Source organism: Luteibacter jiangsuensis (genome assembly GCF_030812295.1).
Lineage (GTDB): Bacteria > Pseudomonadota > Gammaproteobacteria > Xanthomonadales > Rhodanobacteraceae > Luteibacter > Luteibacter jiangsuensis_A.
Genome location: NZ_JAUSSK010000002.1, coordinates 301,278 through 317,559, shown reverse-complemented (window position 1 = coordinate 317,559; position 16,282 = coordinate 301,278). Strand labels below are relative to the sequence as shown.

12 protein-coding genes are annotated in these 16,282 nt (G+C 65.0%); 5 read left to right on the top strand and 7 right to left on the bottom strand.

Features of this window, described 5'->3' with window-relative positions; translation table 11 throughout:
* Positions 1-2: 2 nt before the first annotated feature.
* Complete coding sequence (locus J2T07_RS06810; RefSeq protein ID WP_306848451.1) at positions 3-1,211, bottom strand: efflux RND transporter periplasmic adaptor subunit; 1,209 nt, start codon at positions 1,209-1,211, stop codon at positions 3-5.
* Positions 1,212-1,402: 191 nt separating this feature from the next.
* Between J2T07_RS06810 and J2T07_RS06805 the strand changes: the two genes are divergently transcribed.
* Together J2T07_RS06805 and J2T07_RS06800 are read left to right on the top strand one after the other, a co-directional pair.
* On the top strand, positions 1,403-2,386 hold the full coding sequence (locus tag J2T07_RS06805) for a LysR family transcriptional regulator (RefSeq protein ID WP_306848450.1): 984 nt from the start codon (positions 1,403-1,405) through the stop codon (positions 2,384-2,386).
* 94 nt (positions 2,387-2,480) lie between these two features.
* A complete protein-coding gene (locus J2T07_RS06800) occupies positions 2,481-3,623 on the top strand; it encodes a serine hydrolase domain-containing protein (RefSeq protein ID WP_306848449.1) in 1,143 nt (380 codons plus the stop codon).
* Here the strand turns inward: J2T07_RS06800 and J2T07_RS06795 are convergent.
* From J2T07_RS06795 to acpA, 3 genes are all read right to left on the bottom strand, one after another.
* Positions 3,620-5,176, bottom strand: a complete 1,557-nt coding sequence (locus J2T07_RS06795) for a winged helix-turn-helix domain-containing protein (RefSeq protein ID WP_306848448.1) — start codon at positions 5,174-5,176, stop codon at positions 3,620-3,622. The genes J2T07_RS06800 and J2T07_RS06795 overlap by 4 nt on opposite strands.
* A gap of 20 nt (positions 5,177-5,196) precedes the next feature.
* On the bottom strand, positions 5,197-5,991 hold the full coding sequence (locus tag J2T07_RS06790; RefSeq protein ID WP_306848447.1) for an undecaprenyl-diphosphate phosphatase: 795 nt from the start codon (positions 5,989-5,991) through the stop codon (positions 5,197-5,199).
* 222 nt (positions 5,992-6,213) lie between these two features.
* The gene (gene acpA / locus J2T07_RS06785; protein ID WP_306848446.1) at positions 6,214-7,896 is read right to left on the bottom strand and encodes an acid phosphatase; all 1,683 of its coding nucleotides are present in this window, start codon (positions 7,894-7,896) and stop codon (positions 6,214-6,216) included.
* Between the two features lie 277 nt (positions 7,897-8,173).
* On the opposite strand from acpA, the gene glnA reads away from it, so the two are divergent.
* The 3 genes from glnA to J2T07_RS06770 all read left to right on the top strand — a co-directional run bounded on the left by glnA (position 8,174) and on the right by J2T07_RS06770 (position 11,812).
* Positions 8,174-9,586, top strand: coding sequence for a type I glutamate--ammonia ligase (gene glnA, locus J2T07_RS06780; protein WP_306848445.1), 1,413 nt, complete (start codon positions 8,174-8,176; stop codon positions 9,584-9,586).
* 85 nt (positions 9,587-9,671) lie between these two features.
* Positions 9,672-10,457 (top strand): glutaminyl-peptide cyclotransferase, encoded by a 786-nt coding sequence (locus tag J2T07_RS06775; protein ID WP_306848444.1) that lies wholly within the window; start codon positions 9,672-9,674, stop codon positions 10,455-10,457.
* Between the two features lie 167 nt (positions 10,458-10,624).
* Entirely contained in the window at positions 10,625-11,812 is a 1,188-nt protein-coding gene (locus J2T07_RS06770; protein WP_306848443.1) for an OprO/OprP family phosphate-selective porin, read from the top strand.
* A gap of 8 nt (positions 11,813-11,820) precedes the next feature.
* Here the strand turns inward: J2T07_RS06770 and J2T07_RS06765 are convergent, their stop codons facing one another.
* The 3 genes from J2T07_RS06765 to J2T07_RS06755 all read right to left on the bottom strand — a co-directional run bounded on the left by J2T07_RS06765 (position 11,821) and on the right by J2T07_RS06755 (position 16,192).
* Complete coding sequence (locus tag J2T07_RS06765) at positions 11,821-13,401, bottom strand: alpha/beta fold hydrolase (protein WP_306848442.1); 1,581 nt, start codon at positions 13,399-13,401, stop codon at positions 11,821-11,823.
* 212 nt (positions 13,402-13,613) lie between these two features.
* The gene (locus J2T07_RS06760; protein ID WP_306848441.1) at positions 13,614-14,390 is read right to left on the bottom strand and encodes a 3-hydroxybutyrate dehydrogenase; all 777 of its coding nucleotides are present in this window, start codon (positions 14,388-14,390) and stop codon (positions 13,614-13,616) included.
* Positions 14,391-14,494: 104 nt separating this feature from the next.
* Positions 14,495-16,192: an alpha/beta hydrolase gene (locus tag J2T07_RS06755; protein ID WP_306848440.1), complete on the bottom strand. Its 1,698-nt coding sequence runs from the start codon at positions 16,190-16,192 to the stop codon at positions 14,495-14,497.
* Positions 16,193-16,282 lie beyond the last annotated feature (90 nt).

The window sequence follows — 16,282 nt, the reverse complement described above, 5'->3', positions numbered from 1 at the left end:
AATCAGTCCTGGTTCTGCGCCACGCTGTCGATGCCGGCCGGACGCGCCGCCGCGACGCCGCGCGCGGTGTCCGGTACGAGCGAGGCCATCGTCACGCGCTTGGCATTCACTTCCACGCCCGGGCGCACGCGCTGCAGGCCGTTCACGACGACCACGTCGTCCGCGTTGAGGCCGGAATCGACCACGCGCAGGCCATCCACCAGCGCCCCCGTCGCGACGCGGCGGTACTCGACCTTCTTGTCCTTGCCCACGACATAGACGAACTTGTTGCCGAGGTCGGTGCCCACGGCCTTGTCGTCGATCAGCGCGCGTGGCTGCATGTTGCCGCTTCGCAGCTGCACGCGTGCGAAGAGACCCGCGGTGTAGGCGCCGTCGGCGTTCGGGAACACGGCGCGCAAGCGGATCGTGCCGGCCCCGGCACGCACCTGGTTGTCGACGAAGTCGATCTTGCCGACGTGCGGATAGGCCTGCTCGTCGGCGAGGCCCATTTCCACTTCCGGGGCGCGTCCGTTCTGCCGGCGCAGGCGGTCCAGCTTCAGGAAGGTTTGCTCGTCGACATCGAAGTAGACGTACATCGGGTCGACCGTCACCACGCTGGTCAGCGTGTCGCTGGGGGTCACCAGGTTGCCCGGGGTGATCTGGGCGTTGCTCACCTTGCCGTCGACAGGAGCACGCACCTCGGTGAACGACAGGTTGAGGCGGGCGTTATCGAGTGCGGCCTGCACCGAAGCCACCTGGGCCTTGGCGCTGGCGGCAGCGGTATCGAGGCGGTCGGCTTCCTCGCGCGACACCGCATGCTGTTCCACCAGCTTGGTGCCGCGGGCGGCGTTGGCGTCGGCGTTCTTGCTTTCGGCCCTGGCCTGGGCGAGGTTGGCGGCGAGGCGGTCCACCTCGGCGCGGTACGGGCGCGGGTCGATGGTGAAGAGCAGGTCGCCCTTCTTCACCGTCGCGCCTTCGCGGAAGTGGATCGAATCGACATAGCCGCTGACGCGCGGCTTGATCTGGATCGTGTCCACCGCCTGGATCCGGCCGGTGAAGGCGTTGGTGTCCGACACAGGGCGCAGGAGCACCTGGGCGACGGTCACTTCGGGAGCCGGCGGCGCCGCGGCGGGCTCGGCGGCATGGCTTGGCGTGCCGCCGGAGCTCAGCCAGATCGCCGAGGCGACGGCGACCGCCAGGGCGGTCGAACCGAACAGGATTTTCTTCTTCATGACGGGTCCTGGAGTGTCGAGGGGGATGCAAGATCTTTCGTCGGCCGCGCAGCGTGCGACCTCAACGTTGGTTGAGGTCAAGTCGGTCCGTCGCAGGTGGCGAAATCTAGGTCTTGCTCGTCAAGCGAAAAATGGGTCTACAATCATCCCGCCTGTGACGCTCAGTCATGAATGCATTTCCGGAGTCGACGATGGAAGACTTTTCCGCGATCAGCGTTTTCGTCCGCGTGGTGGAGGCAAAGAGCTTTTCCGCCGCCGCGCAACACTTGCAGATGACCCCGTCGGGGGTCAGCCGGGCCATCTCGCGCCTTGAGGAAAGCCTGGGTGCGCGACTGTTCTTCAGATCGACACGTTCGCTGAGATTGAGCGACGATGGCGCCGCGTTCTATTCACGTTGCAAGGAAATCCTTGCCGACCTCACCGAGGCCACGGAGGCTCTCGGATACGCCAAGACCAAGCCGGCGGGCAAGTTGCGCGTGGCGGCGTCTTCGGCCGTGGGACGGGCGGCACTGATCCCCAACCTCGCCGAATTCGAGCACAAATTCCCCGATATCCGCCTCGAACTGACGATGTGCGACTTCCCGTTCGACCTGAACGAGGAAGGCTTCGATTGCGCCATCCGGATGGGCGAACTGGCCGATTCGAGCCTGATCGCGCGCAAGATCGGTCATTTCAGCAACGTCCTCTGCGCGGCCCCGTCCTATCTGGCAAGGCACGGCATGCCAAGCTCGATCGATGACCTGAAGAACCACCGCTCGGTGAATTTCGTCCACCCGAGCACCGGCAAGCCTTACCAATGGCAGTTCGATTCACCGAGCGGCCGTGTGTCGGTGGATGTCGACGCGCACATGCTGATCAACGACGGCGAGTCGGTGATCCAGGCGGCCATCGCCGGCCTGGGCATCATCCAGGCACCGCATTGCCTGGCCGCGAGTGCCCTGGAGAAGGGCCTGCTGGAGATCATCATGACCGATACCATTTCCACGGGCTCCAACTTGTGGATCGTCTATCCGCAGAAACGTCACCTGTCGGCCAGGGTCCAGGCTTTCATCGAGTGGACCAGCGAGCTGTTCCAACGCACCAGTGAGCCGAAGTGCAAGCTCGTGCAACAGCAGCAGGCGGAACTGGCCCGCATGCGCAAGTCCCAGCCATTGGAAATCGCGGCGGTCGCCTAGGCGGCGCCCCCCGCTTCACAAATCTTCATACGCACTTCAGGCGCTTCACCCAGCCGCGCGCTTCACTCCGGGCTCCACCAAGGGAGCCCAGACCATGCGCCGCATCTCCATCCGTCCGTCCCTCTCCAGCACGCGCCGCACGATCGCGGCGCTGATGCTCGCCATCGCCCTTCCCACCAGCGCAGGCCAATACCAAGCGCCTAAGCAGGCCGACGACGGCTGGCCCTCGGCCGACGCCGGCGCGCTCGGCTGGAAGACCGCCACCCTCGCCACCGTCGAGGACAAGATCGCCGACGGGACGTACAAGAAGATCACCAGCGTGGTCGTCGCCGACCACGGCCGCCTGGTCTACGAGCACTACTTCAACGGCGGTTCCGCCGACCTGCTCAACGATGTCCGTTCGGCGACCAAAAGCCTGACCGCGATGTTGGTGGGAGCGGCCATCCAGCGCGGCGCGATCCGCGATGTGACGGCGCCGGTGTACGCGTTCTTTCCCGATATCCACCTAGAACATCCGGACCCCCGCCGCGAGGCGATCACACTCGAAGATCTGCTGACGATGAGTTCGATCTGGGAGTGCGACGACGACAATTCGTTCTCCACGGGCAACGAAGAGCGCATGTACGTCTCCGAGCGCTGGCTGGATTTCGCGCTCAACCTGCCGGTCCGCGGCTATGCGCCGTGGGTTAGTCGGCCCAAGGACTCGCCCTATGGTCGTACGTTCTCCTATTGCACGGCGGGTGCGTTCGTCGCCGGAGCCGTGGTCGAACGGGCGACGAAGCAGCCGCTGGCTTCGTTCGCGCATGAGGTGTTGGAGGCACCGTTGGGCATTTCGCAGGTGAAATGGAACGTGTCGAGCGAGGGTATCGGCATGGGCGGCGGCGGAACGCGCTACCGTTCGCGTGACCTGGCAAAGCTCGGCCAGCTTGCCGCGGACGCGGGCCGCTGGCAGGGGAAGGCCGTGCTGCCGGCTGCCTGGGTTGGCAAGATGCTGACGCCACATGCCCAGGCGCGAGACGACGCGGACTACGGTTACCTCTGGTGGCAGTTCCGTTTTCCGATCGGCGGGGTGGAGACGAAGGTGTGGGCGATGGGTGGCAACGGCGGCAACTATGTCTTCGTGCTGCCCGAGCGTGGCCTGGTCACGGTCATCACCAGCCAGGCCTACAACCAGGGCTACGCACACGCTCAATCGCAGGCGATTTTCCGTGACATCGTGCTGAAAGCGTTGCCTTAGCGGTGATCCGCGCCGAGGTCGGCCGGACGCCAGGGCGCCTGGAGCACCCGATCCCGGTCGGCGGCGACGCGGCGCGCGATGGTATCGAGCACCGCTTCGAAGCCCGGGGCGCCTGCCAGCGGCGAGAACAGCGGCGACGCGCGCAGATAACCGGCATCGCGCCAGCCCTTGTCCACGGCATCGGAGAGGGCGGCGACCGCGCCTCTCCGATCGCCCGTGGCTTGCAACAGCAGGGCCAGTTCGAGCCGGCTCGCCGGCCAGGGGTCACCCGCCAGCGATGCACGGGTGGCCGCGATGCGCTGCGTCAGCCACGCCGGGTCGACCGGCGCCACGCCATGCAGCACCGCCAGCGTGGTGGGCAAGGAGGCATCGGGCCGCAGCGCCCTGGCTTCGGCGAACGCGTTGGCGGCGGCCGTGCGATCGCCACGGTGCAGGGCCAGTTCGCCGTCCAGCTGGGCTAGCTCGGCGCGCGCGGTGCCGCGTGTGCGTGCCTGGGCCAGCGCGCCGCGTGCTTCTTCGAAACGGCCATGGGCGAACAGGAAGGCGGGCCAGCCGATGTTGCCGAAGACGTTGTCCGGCGCGAGGTCGAAGAGACGCCGATAGCGGGTCTCCGCGGCGCTGTCGAAACCCAGCAACTCGTATTCGCGGGCGAGTTGCACCTCACGGAAGCGCACGCGGGAAGGGTCGCCGCGCATGTCCAGGTTCGCGTGCAAGGCATCGGCCAGGCGGCCTTGTTCCTGATAGAGGTAGGCGGCGGAGGCGCGGCTCGGATCGTCGGTGGGATCGAGGCGCACCGCACGCTCGTAGCCGGCGATGGCACCGGGAATATCGCCGAGGCAATCCCGGGCGTAACCGAGTGCGGACCACGCGGTGGCGCTGTCGGGCCGCACGGCGACCGCGCGCGTGGCGAGCCGCAGCGCATCGCGCGCCTCCGCCGGTCCGGCGTTATAGAGGCAGCTGCGCGCGGAGCGCGCACGGCTGGCGCCCGAAAGTGCCTCGACGTCGTCCGGCGCCTCGCGCAAGGCGCGGTCATACAGTGCGAGTGCGCGCTCGTTGTTGTCGCGCTGGCCCATGGCGGCATACCAGCGTGCGCGATCCAGCACCTCCTGTTGCGCGCCCACAACAGGTTTCTGTTCGCGGGCGAGGAAGCCCACGCCGACCGACGTCGCGGCGAGGATGCCGACGGCGGCGACGGCTGGCCACAGCGTGCGCCGGCGGGGTGCGGTCTCCGTAAGCGGCTCCGGCGGCGCGCCGAGTTGGTAGCCACGACTGCGCACGGTGCGGATGTAGCGTGGCTGGCGCGCGTCGTCACCCAGGGCCTGCCGAAGCAGGCGCACCCGCTGGGTCACCGTTTCCTCGTTCACCACCGCCGGTGCCCACACCTCGGACATCAGTTCGTCGAAACCGACGACGCGGTCGCCGTGCTCGACCAGGCAGGCGAGCAACTGGAAGCTCAGCCCGGCGACGTCCAGCGGCGTGCCATCGCGCTCGATCCGCTGGCGTGCGAGGTCGATCGTGAGGTCGAGCAAGCGGTAGCGGGTCACCGTGTCCATGTGGGCGGCTGTCGCGGGTCTCAGCCGCCGGCCGGCAGGAGCAGCAACAGCGCGATGCCCAGCGCGATGCGATAAATCGCGAACGCCGTGAACCGATGCGAACGGATGTAGCCGAGCAACCACTTCACCGCCACGAAGGCGACGATGGTGGACACCACGAAAGCCACACCCAGACCGGTCCAGTCCTCTCCGGCGGCACCGCCATGCTGGAAGGTCTTCAACAGTTCGTAGCCGGTCGCCGCGTACATCGTGGGGATGCCGACGAGGAACGCGAACTCCGTTGCCGCGGCGCGGTTGTTCGTGCCGGCGAGCATGGCGATGAAGATCGTGGCCGCGGAGCGTGACGTTCCGGGGAAGATCCCCGCGACGATCTGGGCCAGGCCGACGAGGATCGCCACCTTCCAGGTGATGAAGGCGCGCTCGGGACGCTGCGCGGCGAGCTTTTCGGCGGCCATCATCCAGATACCGCCGATGATGAGCGCCCAGGCGATGGGTGTCACGGTCTCCGGCAGCTTGAAGCCGAGCTTGGCCACGACGAGACCGAGCGCGGCGGTGATAAGGAAGGCGACCAGCAGTTTCAGCACGTAGTCGCGCGTCTCCGGCCTGCGCCAGTTCATGGCGAGACTCCACAGCGTGCGCCAGTAGATGAAGGTGACCGCGAGGATCGCGCCGGCCTGGATCGCCACGTTGAACAGGTCCGACCGCGCTCCGAGCCAACGCTCGGCGATGAGAAGGTGACCGGTGCTTGAGATGGGCAGGAATTCGGTGATCCCCTCGACGATGCCGAGGAGGATGGCGCTGATCAGGTCGTTCACGTCGGGGACTTTCCGATGGGGGACGGCCCCATAGCTTAGCCGCAGGGCACCCCGCGTCGTCACGCGTTGCCCATGCGGGGCGCCGATATGTGCGGTGACGCATGGCGGGAGGTCTCGCGGACCGTCCGGCCGCAAGAATTTCCGGTGCCGACCTCTCTGGGGTAAGCAAAAGGACGCCGTGGCCGCGGCCGTCGGGCAAGCCCGCGCCGCCGAAGTGGGTGGCTATTGCTTGAGGCTGAAGTCGAGCGTCTCGGTCAGGTCGCCTGGTGCGGGTCCGCCAGCGGCGATCATCGCGTCGTCTCGCATCTTCAGGCCAGGCAAGGTTTCCAGCTTGAACCTGCGGGTGATGAAGCGCGCGATGGAGCCCGTGTCGTAGATCGTGTGTTCCACGTGTCCGCGCTTCGCGTAGGGCGATATCACGAGCGCGGGAATGCGCGTGCCCGGGCCCCAGCGATCGCCCTTGGGTGGCGCGACGTGGTCCCACCAGCCACCGTTCTCGTCGAAGGTGACGATGACCAGCATGTTCTTCCACTGCGCGCTCTTGCGCAGATGGTGGAGCACATTGGCGATGTGACGATCGCCGGCTTCCACGTCGGAGTAACCCGCGTGCATGTTGAGGTTGCCTTGCGGCTTGTAGAACGTCACCGGCGGTAGCTTGCCCGCGTCCACGTCGGCGAGGAAACGGTTGGTCGCGGATGTCTCGCCCAAGCCGCCGTCACGCAGGTGCCGCTTGCGCGCCTCGCTGCCTGGAGCGAGGGAAACGAAGTAATTCAACGGCTGGTGGTGGGCCTGGAAGTTCGGCGTCTGCGGGAAGGCGCCGTCCGTGCCGTCGCCCTTGCCGTCGAGCGCGGCCTGGAAGCCGCCGGCGTACCAGGCCCAGTCGATCTCCTTGTCGGACAGGAGGTCACCGATATGCTTGTGCGTTTGCGGCGGCAGCGTGTTCGCGCTGGTGGCATCGGTGAGCAGCGGGTTCTTTCGATCCACGTTGAAGCCGGGCGAATAGGGCGGGCCCAGGGTGTTCACGGCCCAGAAATCCGGCGTCAGCGAATTGTGGTGGGCGAACTTCGGCTTGCCCTGCATGGCACTGGCCGGGGAGTCCTCCGCCATCTTCAGGCGGTGATCCTTCGGATCGCCGCTTTCGGTCACCGCGATGTTGAACTGCGCCGGGCTCTTGTCCGCGTCGGGATAGAAGGGCGGCTGCGCGGCCACGAGGTATTGGTGGTTGAGGAAGGAGCCGCCGAAAGCACCCATGAAGAAGTTGTCGCAGAGAGTGAACTGCTCGGCGAGGCGCCAGAGGCGCAGGTGCACCGGCGTACTGGCGTAGTAGCCCATCGTGAGGGCGCCGTTGTCGCCCCAGGCCACGAAACCGTCGTTCTTGCCGCCGTTGATCTGTAGCTGGTTGTTGTAGAAGGCATGCACGAGGTCGCGCGTGACGAGGCCGTGCGGCAGCGGCGCGCCGTCGCCCGTGTGCAGCGCCCAGGGTGCGTTCGGCAGGCCGGTGATGTCCTTCTCGACGATCTTATAGCTCTTGTGATCGACGACTTGCTCGTGGGGCACCATGCCGCCCCAGATCGGGGGGAGCGTCTTGAAGACGGTGCCGTCGCGATCGCGCTGGATGTAGCGTTCCGGCGGCACCGCGTTCAGCGGCTGCTGCAAGCCCGGGAAGTCGCCGAACAGGTTGTTGAAACTGCGGTTCTCCGCATAGATCACCACGACATTCTGGATGTGCTTGTCGAGAAGCGCATCCAGGTCCTTTCCGCCGGGCGGCTGTGCCGTGGGCGTCTTGCCGTCGGCGACGGCCTCCTGCAGTCCGCCCAGCGCAAGCAGCGCGCCCGTGGTGGCCATGCCCCCGAGCAGGCGGCGTCGCCCGGTATCGGGGGTGTCGTCATCGTGTTTGTTCGTCATGCCATTATCCGAAATGAAGATGCGCCGCCTACCCTTGGGGTGGGAAGCGGCCTAGCCGCGACGCAGGGTAAACGATGTCGGCGGATTCCCGCGAAACGCTGATAGGTGGCCAGAACGGTGCAGTCGGATAACTGATGCACCAGTTTGGTGCATTTGCACGCGAAGCCCGCACCCGTTCTATGATGCCGAGGCTTGCCCCAGGCCGGTCCGTCGATGGCGGAGACGCTGGCATAGCGATTGCTAAATGCACTCCGCCCCATACCCATTCGAGGTTTGTATGTCCGCCGCTTCCAAAGTGCTGAACCTGATCCAGGACGAGGAAATCGAGTTCGTCGACCTGCGCTTCGCCGATATCCTCGGCAAGCACCACCATGTCACGTTCCCTGCCCATGCCATCGACGAGGGTACCTTCGAGGACGGCAAGATGTTCGACGGTTCGTCGATCGCCGGCTGGAAGGGCATCAACGAGTCGGACATGGTCCTCATGCCGGACCCGGAAACGGCGCACCTCGATCCGTTCAGCGCGCACAAGCAGCTGATCATGCATTGCGACGTGCTCGAGCCGAGCACCATGCAGGCCTACGGCCGCGATCCGCGTTCCATCGCCAAGCGCGCCGAAGCCTTCCTGAAGTCCACCGGCATCGCCGACACGGCGTTTTTCGGCCCTGAGCCCGAGTTCTTCATCTTCGACTCGGTGCGCTGGCAGAACGACATGGGCCGCGTGTTCTACGAGATCGGCTCGGAAGAAGCCGCCTGGTCCTCGCGCTACAAGTACGACGGCACCAATACCGGCCATCGCCCGGGCGTGAAGGGTGGCTATTTCCCGGTCAGCCCCGTGGACAGCCTGGGCGACCTGCGCGCCGACATGTGCAAGGTGCTGGAGTCGCTGGGCCAGGTGGTCGAAGTGCACCACCATGAAGTGGCCAACGCCGGCCAGTGCGAGATCGGTACCCGCTTCAACACCCTGGTGAAGAAGGCCGACGAACTGATGACGATGAAATACGTCATCAAGAACGTCGCCCACCAGGCCGGCAAGACCGTCACTTTCATGCCGAAGCCGATCGTCGGCGACAACGGTTCGGGCATGCACGTGCACCAGTCGCTGTCGAAGAACGGCGAGAACTTGTTCGCCGGCGATCTCTACGGTGGCCTCTCGCAGACGGCGCTGTGGTACATCGGCGGCATCTTCAAGCACGCCAAGGCGATCAACGCCTTCGCCAACTCCACGACGAACAGCTACAAGCGCCTGGTCCCGGGCTTCGAAGCGCCGGTGATGCTGGCTTACTCGGCACGCAACCGTTCGGCTTCCTGCCGTATTCCGTACGTGTCCAGCCCGAAGGGCCGCCGTATCGAGATCCGTTTCCCGGATCCGATGCAGTCGGGCTACCTGACCTTCACCGTGCTGATGATGGCCGGCCTCGACGGTATCCTGAACAAGATCGACCCGGGTGCGCCGGCCGACAAGGATCTCTACGATCTGCCGCCGGAAGAAGAGAAGAATATCCCCCAGGTCTGCGCCAGCCTCGACGAGGCGCTCGTCGCCCTCGACAAGGATCGTGAGTTCCTGAAGGCCGGTGGCGTGTTCACCGATGATTTCATCGACGGCTATATCGCGTTGAAGATGCAGGAAGTGACCCGCTACCGTGCGAGCACTCACCCGCTCGAGTTCCAGATGTACTACGCGATCTGATCTTGCGATCGATGTCGCGGTGATCAAAGGGGCGCTTCGGCGCCCCTTTCTTTATGATGCGGCGTCCGCCGTGGAAGCCCTTTACTTGAACAAGATCGCCGCACTCACCTTCGTCGCGCTAGTCGCAGGTTCCTTCGCTGCGCACGTCTCGGCCGGAACCATCCCCGTGTATGGCTACAAGGTGGTGCATGTCTACCCGCACGACCCGCAAGCCTTTACCGAAGGATTGTTCTATGAAGACGGCTATCTTTACGAAAGCACCGGTGAGCGCGGCATGTCCACCGTACGCAAGGTGAAGCTGGCCACGGGTGAGGTGGTGCAGCGGCTGGACACACCGCCGGGCTATTTCGGCGAAGGCATCGTCTCCACGGGCACGAAGCTGGTACAGCTGACCTGGCAGGAAGGCATCGCCTTCGTCTACGACAAGGCGAGCTTCCGGTTGCTCGGCGCCTTCCGCTATCCCGGAGAGGGCTGGGCATTCACCCGCGACGCGACCCACGTCTACATGAGCGACGGTACGCCGACCATTCGCATCCTCGATCCGGCCAACTTCGATCGCACCGGATCCATCGATGTGACCGCGGATGGTGTTCCCCTGCAAAACATCAATGAACTGGAATGGGTGAAGGGCGAGCTCTACGCCAATGTCTGGCAGACGGACCGCATCGCCCGCATCGACCCCGGGACGGGCCACGTCGTCGGCTGGATCGACCTGAAAGGCTTGATGGACAAGGTCCGGTTGGCCGACCTCAGTGATGACGTGCTTAACGGCATCGCCTACGACGCCGGGCATGATCGCCTGTTCGTGACAGGCAAGCGTTGGCCCTCCTTGTTCGAGATCCGGCTTATCCGCCAGCCTCATCTTCCGTAGAGCCCGCGCGACACATTCATCCACGAATGTGAAGACGCGCTTTTCAAGCCCTGGTGCCCCCCTGCCGATGATGTATGAGCGGCGTTGAGTCGATTCTCATGTCCGCTGTATAGTCAGGTTTATATCGCTGGTCGGCGCCGCCGGCCTGCCTTGGAAGGGGTACCCGCTTGAAGAAGTTCATCCTCGGCGCCGTGGCGTTGATCGACCCCGTGCTTGCGGAGGCGGCCGATGCCGTGCGCAACGATTACGATGGGCGTACCAACTGGCCGACCCATTACGTATTCGCCGATGGCACCGACATGGGCTTGTCGGTGAAGTACCAATACGACCTTGACCGCTTCTCGCACGACGAAGGCACCTACGAGGACGCGCAGACCAACCGCCGCAAGGAATTCGGTTTCTTCGTCCGCAAGAAGGGCGTGTACGACGCCACGGCGGTATTCGATTTCCAGACGAAGACCTGGCTAGACGTGTTCTTTCGCTTGCAGAGCAAGGCCCTTATGGGTAGCGACGCCGGTGCCCTGCGCATCGGTTTCATGAAGACACCCGTCGGTTTCGAAGGCAACACCAGCACGGGCAGTACGTCCTTCATGGAGACCTCGCTTCCCATGCAGGCCATTTACGCGAATCGCCGCCTGGGCATCGATTGGGCGCTTACCCGCAAGGCCTATCTCGTGCAGATGGGTTACTACAACGGTGGCAACCTGCAGGGTGACCTGGACGGCCACATGGTGGCCGGCCGCGCAGCGTGGACGCCGCTGAACGCATCGGGAAACGTCCTGCATATCGGTGGTTCGTTGTCGCGTGAAACACCGTATGGAACGAACGACGGCCGTGGCCGCTATACGCCGCCGGGCGTACGCTTGCGCGCCTTGCCAGAGGCGGGGCTTGCCACGCGGCGCCTGATCGACTCAGGTGCACTAAGCATGGCCGGGCACGTGGACCGCCGCGGACTCGAGGCGCTTTGGATCGGTGGGCCATGGTCGGTGCAGAGCGAATACCTGGATGCCAGGGTAAAGCTGGAGAACAAGCCGGCCTATAAGGCGCACGGCTGGTACGCCTTCGGCAGTTGGGTGGCCACGGGCGAGTCGCGCTCGTACAGCGCGGGCAATGTTTCCGACGTGGTGCCAAAGGGTCGTTGGGGTGCGCTGGAATTCGTACTCCGTTACAGCACGCTCGACCTGGATGATGGCCCTACGCTGGGCGGCACCGAACACGACTGGACCTTTGGTGCGAACTGGTACCTAACGAAGTACCTCAAGTTGCAAGGTAACTATGTCCGTGCGATCAGCGATCGACGCGATGTACGCGTCGATCCCCGGATAGTCGAGTTGCGTGCCCAGGTCATGTTCTGACCAATGCATCAGGGCGCAGGCGAAGCGACGGGCAACCTGCAATTGGTCAGCTTGTTGGCTGGAAGGACGCCGTCCGCGAGGAACTGGCCGGCCACGGCCGACACGCAGGGACGGTCCGTGCGCGTGATCACGCCATGCGCACGCAGGCCACGTGCCACGACCATGTTGGCGCTTGAATGTGCGTTGAGCATCATCGCGGCGTTGCGCAACGGTGCCTCCGCGTCGAATTCGGCATGTACCATGAGGAACCGCGGCACGCCGTAGAGCGTGGGTGCCGCGGTGATCTTTTCGAAAGCGCTCTGCCATTCGCTGCAGACCATGCCTTGAAAGGTCTCGTTACCGACCCCGGCTGGCCATGCTTCTCCCAGTTCGAGCGTGCGATCGCGCCAGTATCGGCGACGCGTGCCCCACGAACCGTCGTTGCAGCGCGCCGCGAAGGCACTGGCCACGACCTCGGGCGGAATGCCGTTGGCCCGGGGCCCGAAACCATAAGGGTCGCCATTCGCTTCGGCATCGAGACGATCGAGCAAGCGTTCCGCCGCGGCACGGATGGCGCCGTCGTCCTTGGCATCGATCGCGAATCGTGTCGTTGCAAGGGTGCCGCGAAGCACGTCTGTCGAAAGCGTGGCATCACGCTCCAGCAGGCGTCCCATCGTGAGCGCGGCCGACAGTTCGTGCCCGTCGTCCACGTTGCGCATCCAAACGGCATATGCCGAGGCCGGAAGCATGCCGAGACGTCGATGGATGTCGCTGGCATCGGAGCCCCAGCCATAACGATCAGGGGCGTCGACCAGGGCCGAGACCGCCTGGCGGATCGTCCGCCCGCGTTCGGCGACGCGTGCTTCCATCGCTTCGGAGATGGAGCCGTCCGCATCCCACGTGCTATCGAGCAGCAGGCGGCCGACGTTCTGTGGGTGGCGTTCGGCGTAGTACGTCGCCACCCAGCCGCCGTAACCGGTGCCGAGGATGTGCAGCCTGGACTGGCCAAGTGCGTTGCGCAGCATGTCGATGTCCTCCACGCGCGGCGACATGCCGATATGCGAATGCATCGGGTCGTTCTGGCATGCCGTGCCCACGGCCCGGGCGAGGTTTTCGGCGATCGCGAAGTTGGCATGGGTCGTGTCGGCACCCAGCGAAGCGTGGCGGGGCAGCCGTGAGGTCGCCGACAGGCAGTCGTGTCCGCTTGCGTCGTCCATAAGACGTGGCGCGAGGCCGACCAGGTCGAGGCGATTCGCGACGTTGCGCCAGTTCTCGTCGCCTTCCAGCCATCCCGATGCCATCGCCGCCACGGATTGGTCGAGGGGACCCGAGAATTCGTCCTGCTCCAGGAGCAAGGTGCCGTCGTGGCGTGCGCCACGTTCAGCGGCGGCTCTCACGCGCACCACAGCCAGGTTCAGCGTGCCCGCTGCGGGGTTGGCGTAGTCGCGCGGCACGGCAAGGCGCGAGCATTCCATGCGCGCGGTGATGTTGGCCGCCGCCGCAGGCACGCTGTCGCAGGATGTCCATGTGAGCGGAATGGCGGACTCCGCCGTGGCAGGGAGGGAGGTGGCGAGGGCTGCGGCGAGCAGGCCGAGGGAAGCGGATTTCATCGACGTTCCTATCGAGCGGGGCGGTCGACAAAGTTAGTGGCTGGTGCCGAGGCACGGTAGCGGGCTACCGCCGGTACTGGGGTCGGTGAAAGGCGGGGAATCGAGCTAGGGTTATGCCGTCGGCGCCTTCGGTGGGAGCTGTCTTGCCGACGGATCTTTCCTTCTGCGCGCGGACCTGGATCATCCCGCCGGAACCGTCGGCGAGGGGTCCGTCAGTGCATATGCCAGCCATGCGTCACGACGAGCGATTGTCCGGTCAGAGCCTTCGAGCCGAAACCCGCGAGGAACAGCGCGGCGTCGGCGATGTCTTCCAGGGTGGTGAACTCGCCATCGACGGTATCGCGCAGCATCACGTCGCGGACGACCTCCTCCTCGGAGATGCCCAATTCGCGCGCCTGCTCCGGAATCTGCTTTTCGACCAGCGGCGTGCGCACGAAACCCGGGCACAGCACGTTGGACCGGATGCCATCGGCAGCGCCCTCCTTGGCGATCACGCGGGCCAGGCCGAGCAAACCGTGCTTTGCCGCGACGTATGGCGCCTTGAATTTCGACGCGACATGCGAATGCGCCGATCCCATCAGGATCACCGATCCACCACGGCCGGAGGCCACCATCTGGCGCATGGCGGCACGGCTGGTGAGGAACGCGCCGTCCATGTGGATGGCCAGCATGCGCTTCCAGTCGGCGAGGGAAAGGTCGACCAGTGGCGAGATGATCTGCACGCCGGCGTTGCTTACCAGGATATCGACCGACCCGAGCTCACGTTCCACGCGGGCGAAGCCATCGTCGACCTGTGCTTCGTCGGTTACGTCCATGGCGATGCCGATGGCGCGTCCGCCCATATCGGCGGCCACCTGCTTCGCCTTGTCGTGAGCGATGTCGGCAACGGCGACCGATGCCCCAGCCGTTGCGTAAGCTGCGGCGATCGCGCGGCCTATGCCGCTGGCGGCGCCCGTGACAAGGGCGACCTTGCCGGTCAGGTCGTTCATGTGTGCATTTCCGTGACTGAGGTTGTCCGGATTATGCGCGCCGCGGATAGGTGGGCGCATCGTACCAAGGTACGTGGTGGCTCGATGACGTTGCGCCGTTACCGTCAAATGTACCGATAGAGACGTCGTAGTTCTTCGCGAACGTCGCTTTCCGTGGGTGCATCGCTCACCTCGCGGACTTCTCGCCTCACGGGCGGCGTGACGTAATCGCAGCTCGACAGGTGTGAGGCCGGCCGTTCGCCGGTGAGGAGGAAACGACCGGCGGCACGTTCGACGCATGGCGTCGCCGATTGGCCGAACAACCCGTGCACTTCGGCGTCGCGCGCCAGGACGATGTATGCATTGGGCGATGCATCGAATGCTTTCATGGCACCCGTAAGCGGCGTTACCGGATCGAATTCGGATTGAATCATCAGCAACGGTGGTGCCTTCGCCAGTTCCGTCAGCATGGGTCTCCATCGGGGCGCCGAAGGCCAGTGCGCGCAGATCAGGCCCATGATGACCGATCCGCCCCCGGCGGCCGGGTAGTTCGCTCCTATCCGGTTGGCCAGCGCGCGCCACGTCTTGAGATCGTTCCGCCATGGCGTGTCGCCGCAAACCACGGCGATGTATACGGAATGGTCGACCAGGCCGTCCAGCGTCGGATCGACCACCTGGTCCAGCCGGGAGGCCAGCCCCGCCGCCGCCTCCTTGATCGCATCGTTCGCGCCGGTATCCGGACTGAAGACGTGATTTCGTAAGCGCGCCATAAGACGATCGCTGGATATCTCCATATCGGCCCTTATCCAGTCCGCGAGGGTCAGCGCCGCAGCCAGTTGGTGGGGCGTGTTTATCGCCAGCGGCCACGCCCAGAGCGCCCGATATGGCATGTCGCGAAAGCGGGACATCGCCACCCGTGGATCGCTGCCGATGCCATACACACCGGGTCGGGCGAGAGCCGGCCGCAAGGCATTTCGTGCGAACAGCGCCTGGCGTTCCGCGGGAAAATCAGTGACCTGCTGCTCGAACGTCCCGGCGTAGTTCATGACGGAATCCAGCACGATGCGTCCGCTGTACTGCGGGTACATCGACGCGTAGAAGGCACCGACCCAGGAGCCATAAGAAGTACCGACGAAGTGCATCACGGGCTCGTTCAGGGCGCGTCTGGCATGTTCCATGTCGACGACATGTTGCAGCGTGCCCACCTGCGGATGCAGGGGATGCTCGCCGCAAGTACCCGCATAAGCCCTGGCGGTTCGCACGAAGCCGACCCAGTTCCAGTCAGCCAGGGAGACCGCCGGGTCATAGCCCGCGAGAAATTCCGGGTAAGGTCCACATGCAAAGCGGGTTCCACCACGCAATCCTCGTGGAATCACCGCGACGAGATCGAAGCGGTCGGCCAGGCGCCGCTTGTCGCCATCCAATGAATGGTCGATGGAGCGTGAGGCCCACAGGTAGGCGGTAGGTGGAAGGAAATCCAGGGGGTTGGCACCAGGGCCGCCGAAATTGAAGAAAATGGCGCCTTCGCGTTGCTCGGACTGTCCCGCCTTGAACCGAACGAGGCCGACGGTGAATCGGACCTTCCCGGTGACATCGTCATCGGGGGTCGCCAGCATGCTGCCGCATTCCAGCCTTGCCCCCAAGACGTCGATCCAGCGCTCGCTTACCAGGTCCGGCGTGCAGGGTCGCCAGGTGATCGGTGCCACGCTGGGTTGCACGGGAGGCACCTGGGCGATGCCGATCGCGGGCGCGAGCGCCGTGCACAGGATTACGCACACACGGTATGCGACTGTGCGGCGCGAGATTCGATGTCGTTCCTTCATCGTACGCTCCTTCATGGGAAGCGTACGCTATGACAGGACCGATGGCCTGGGGAGCGGGCGAGGAGGATAGCTGTGTAGTCTTCCCGCCCC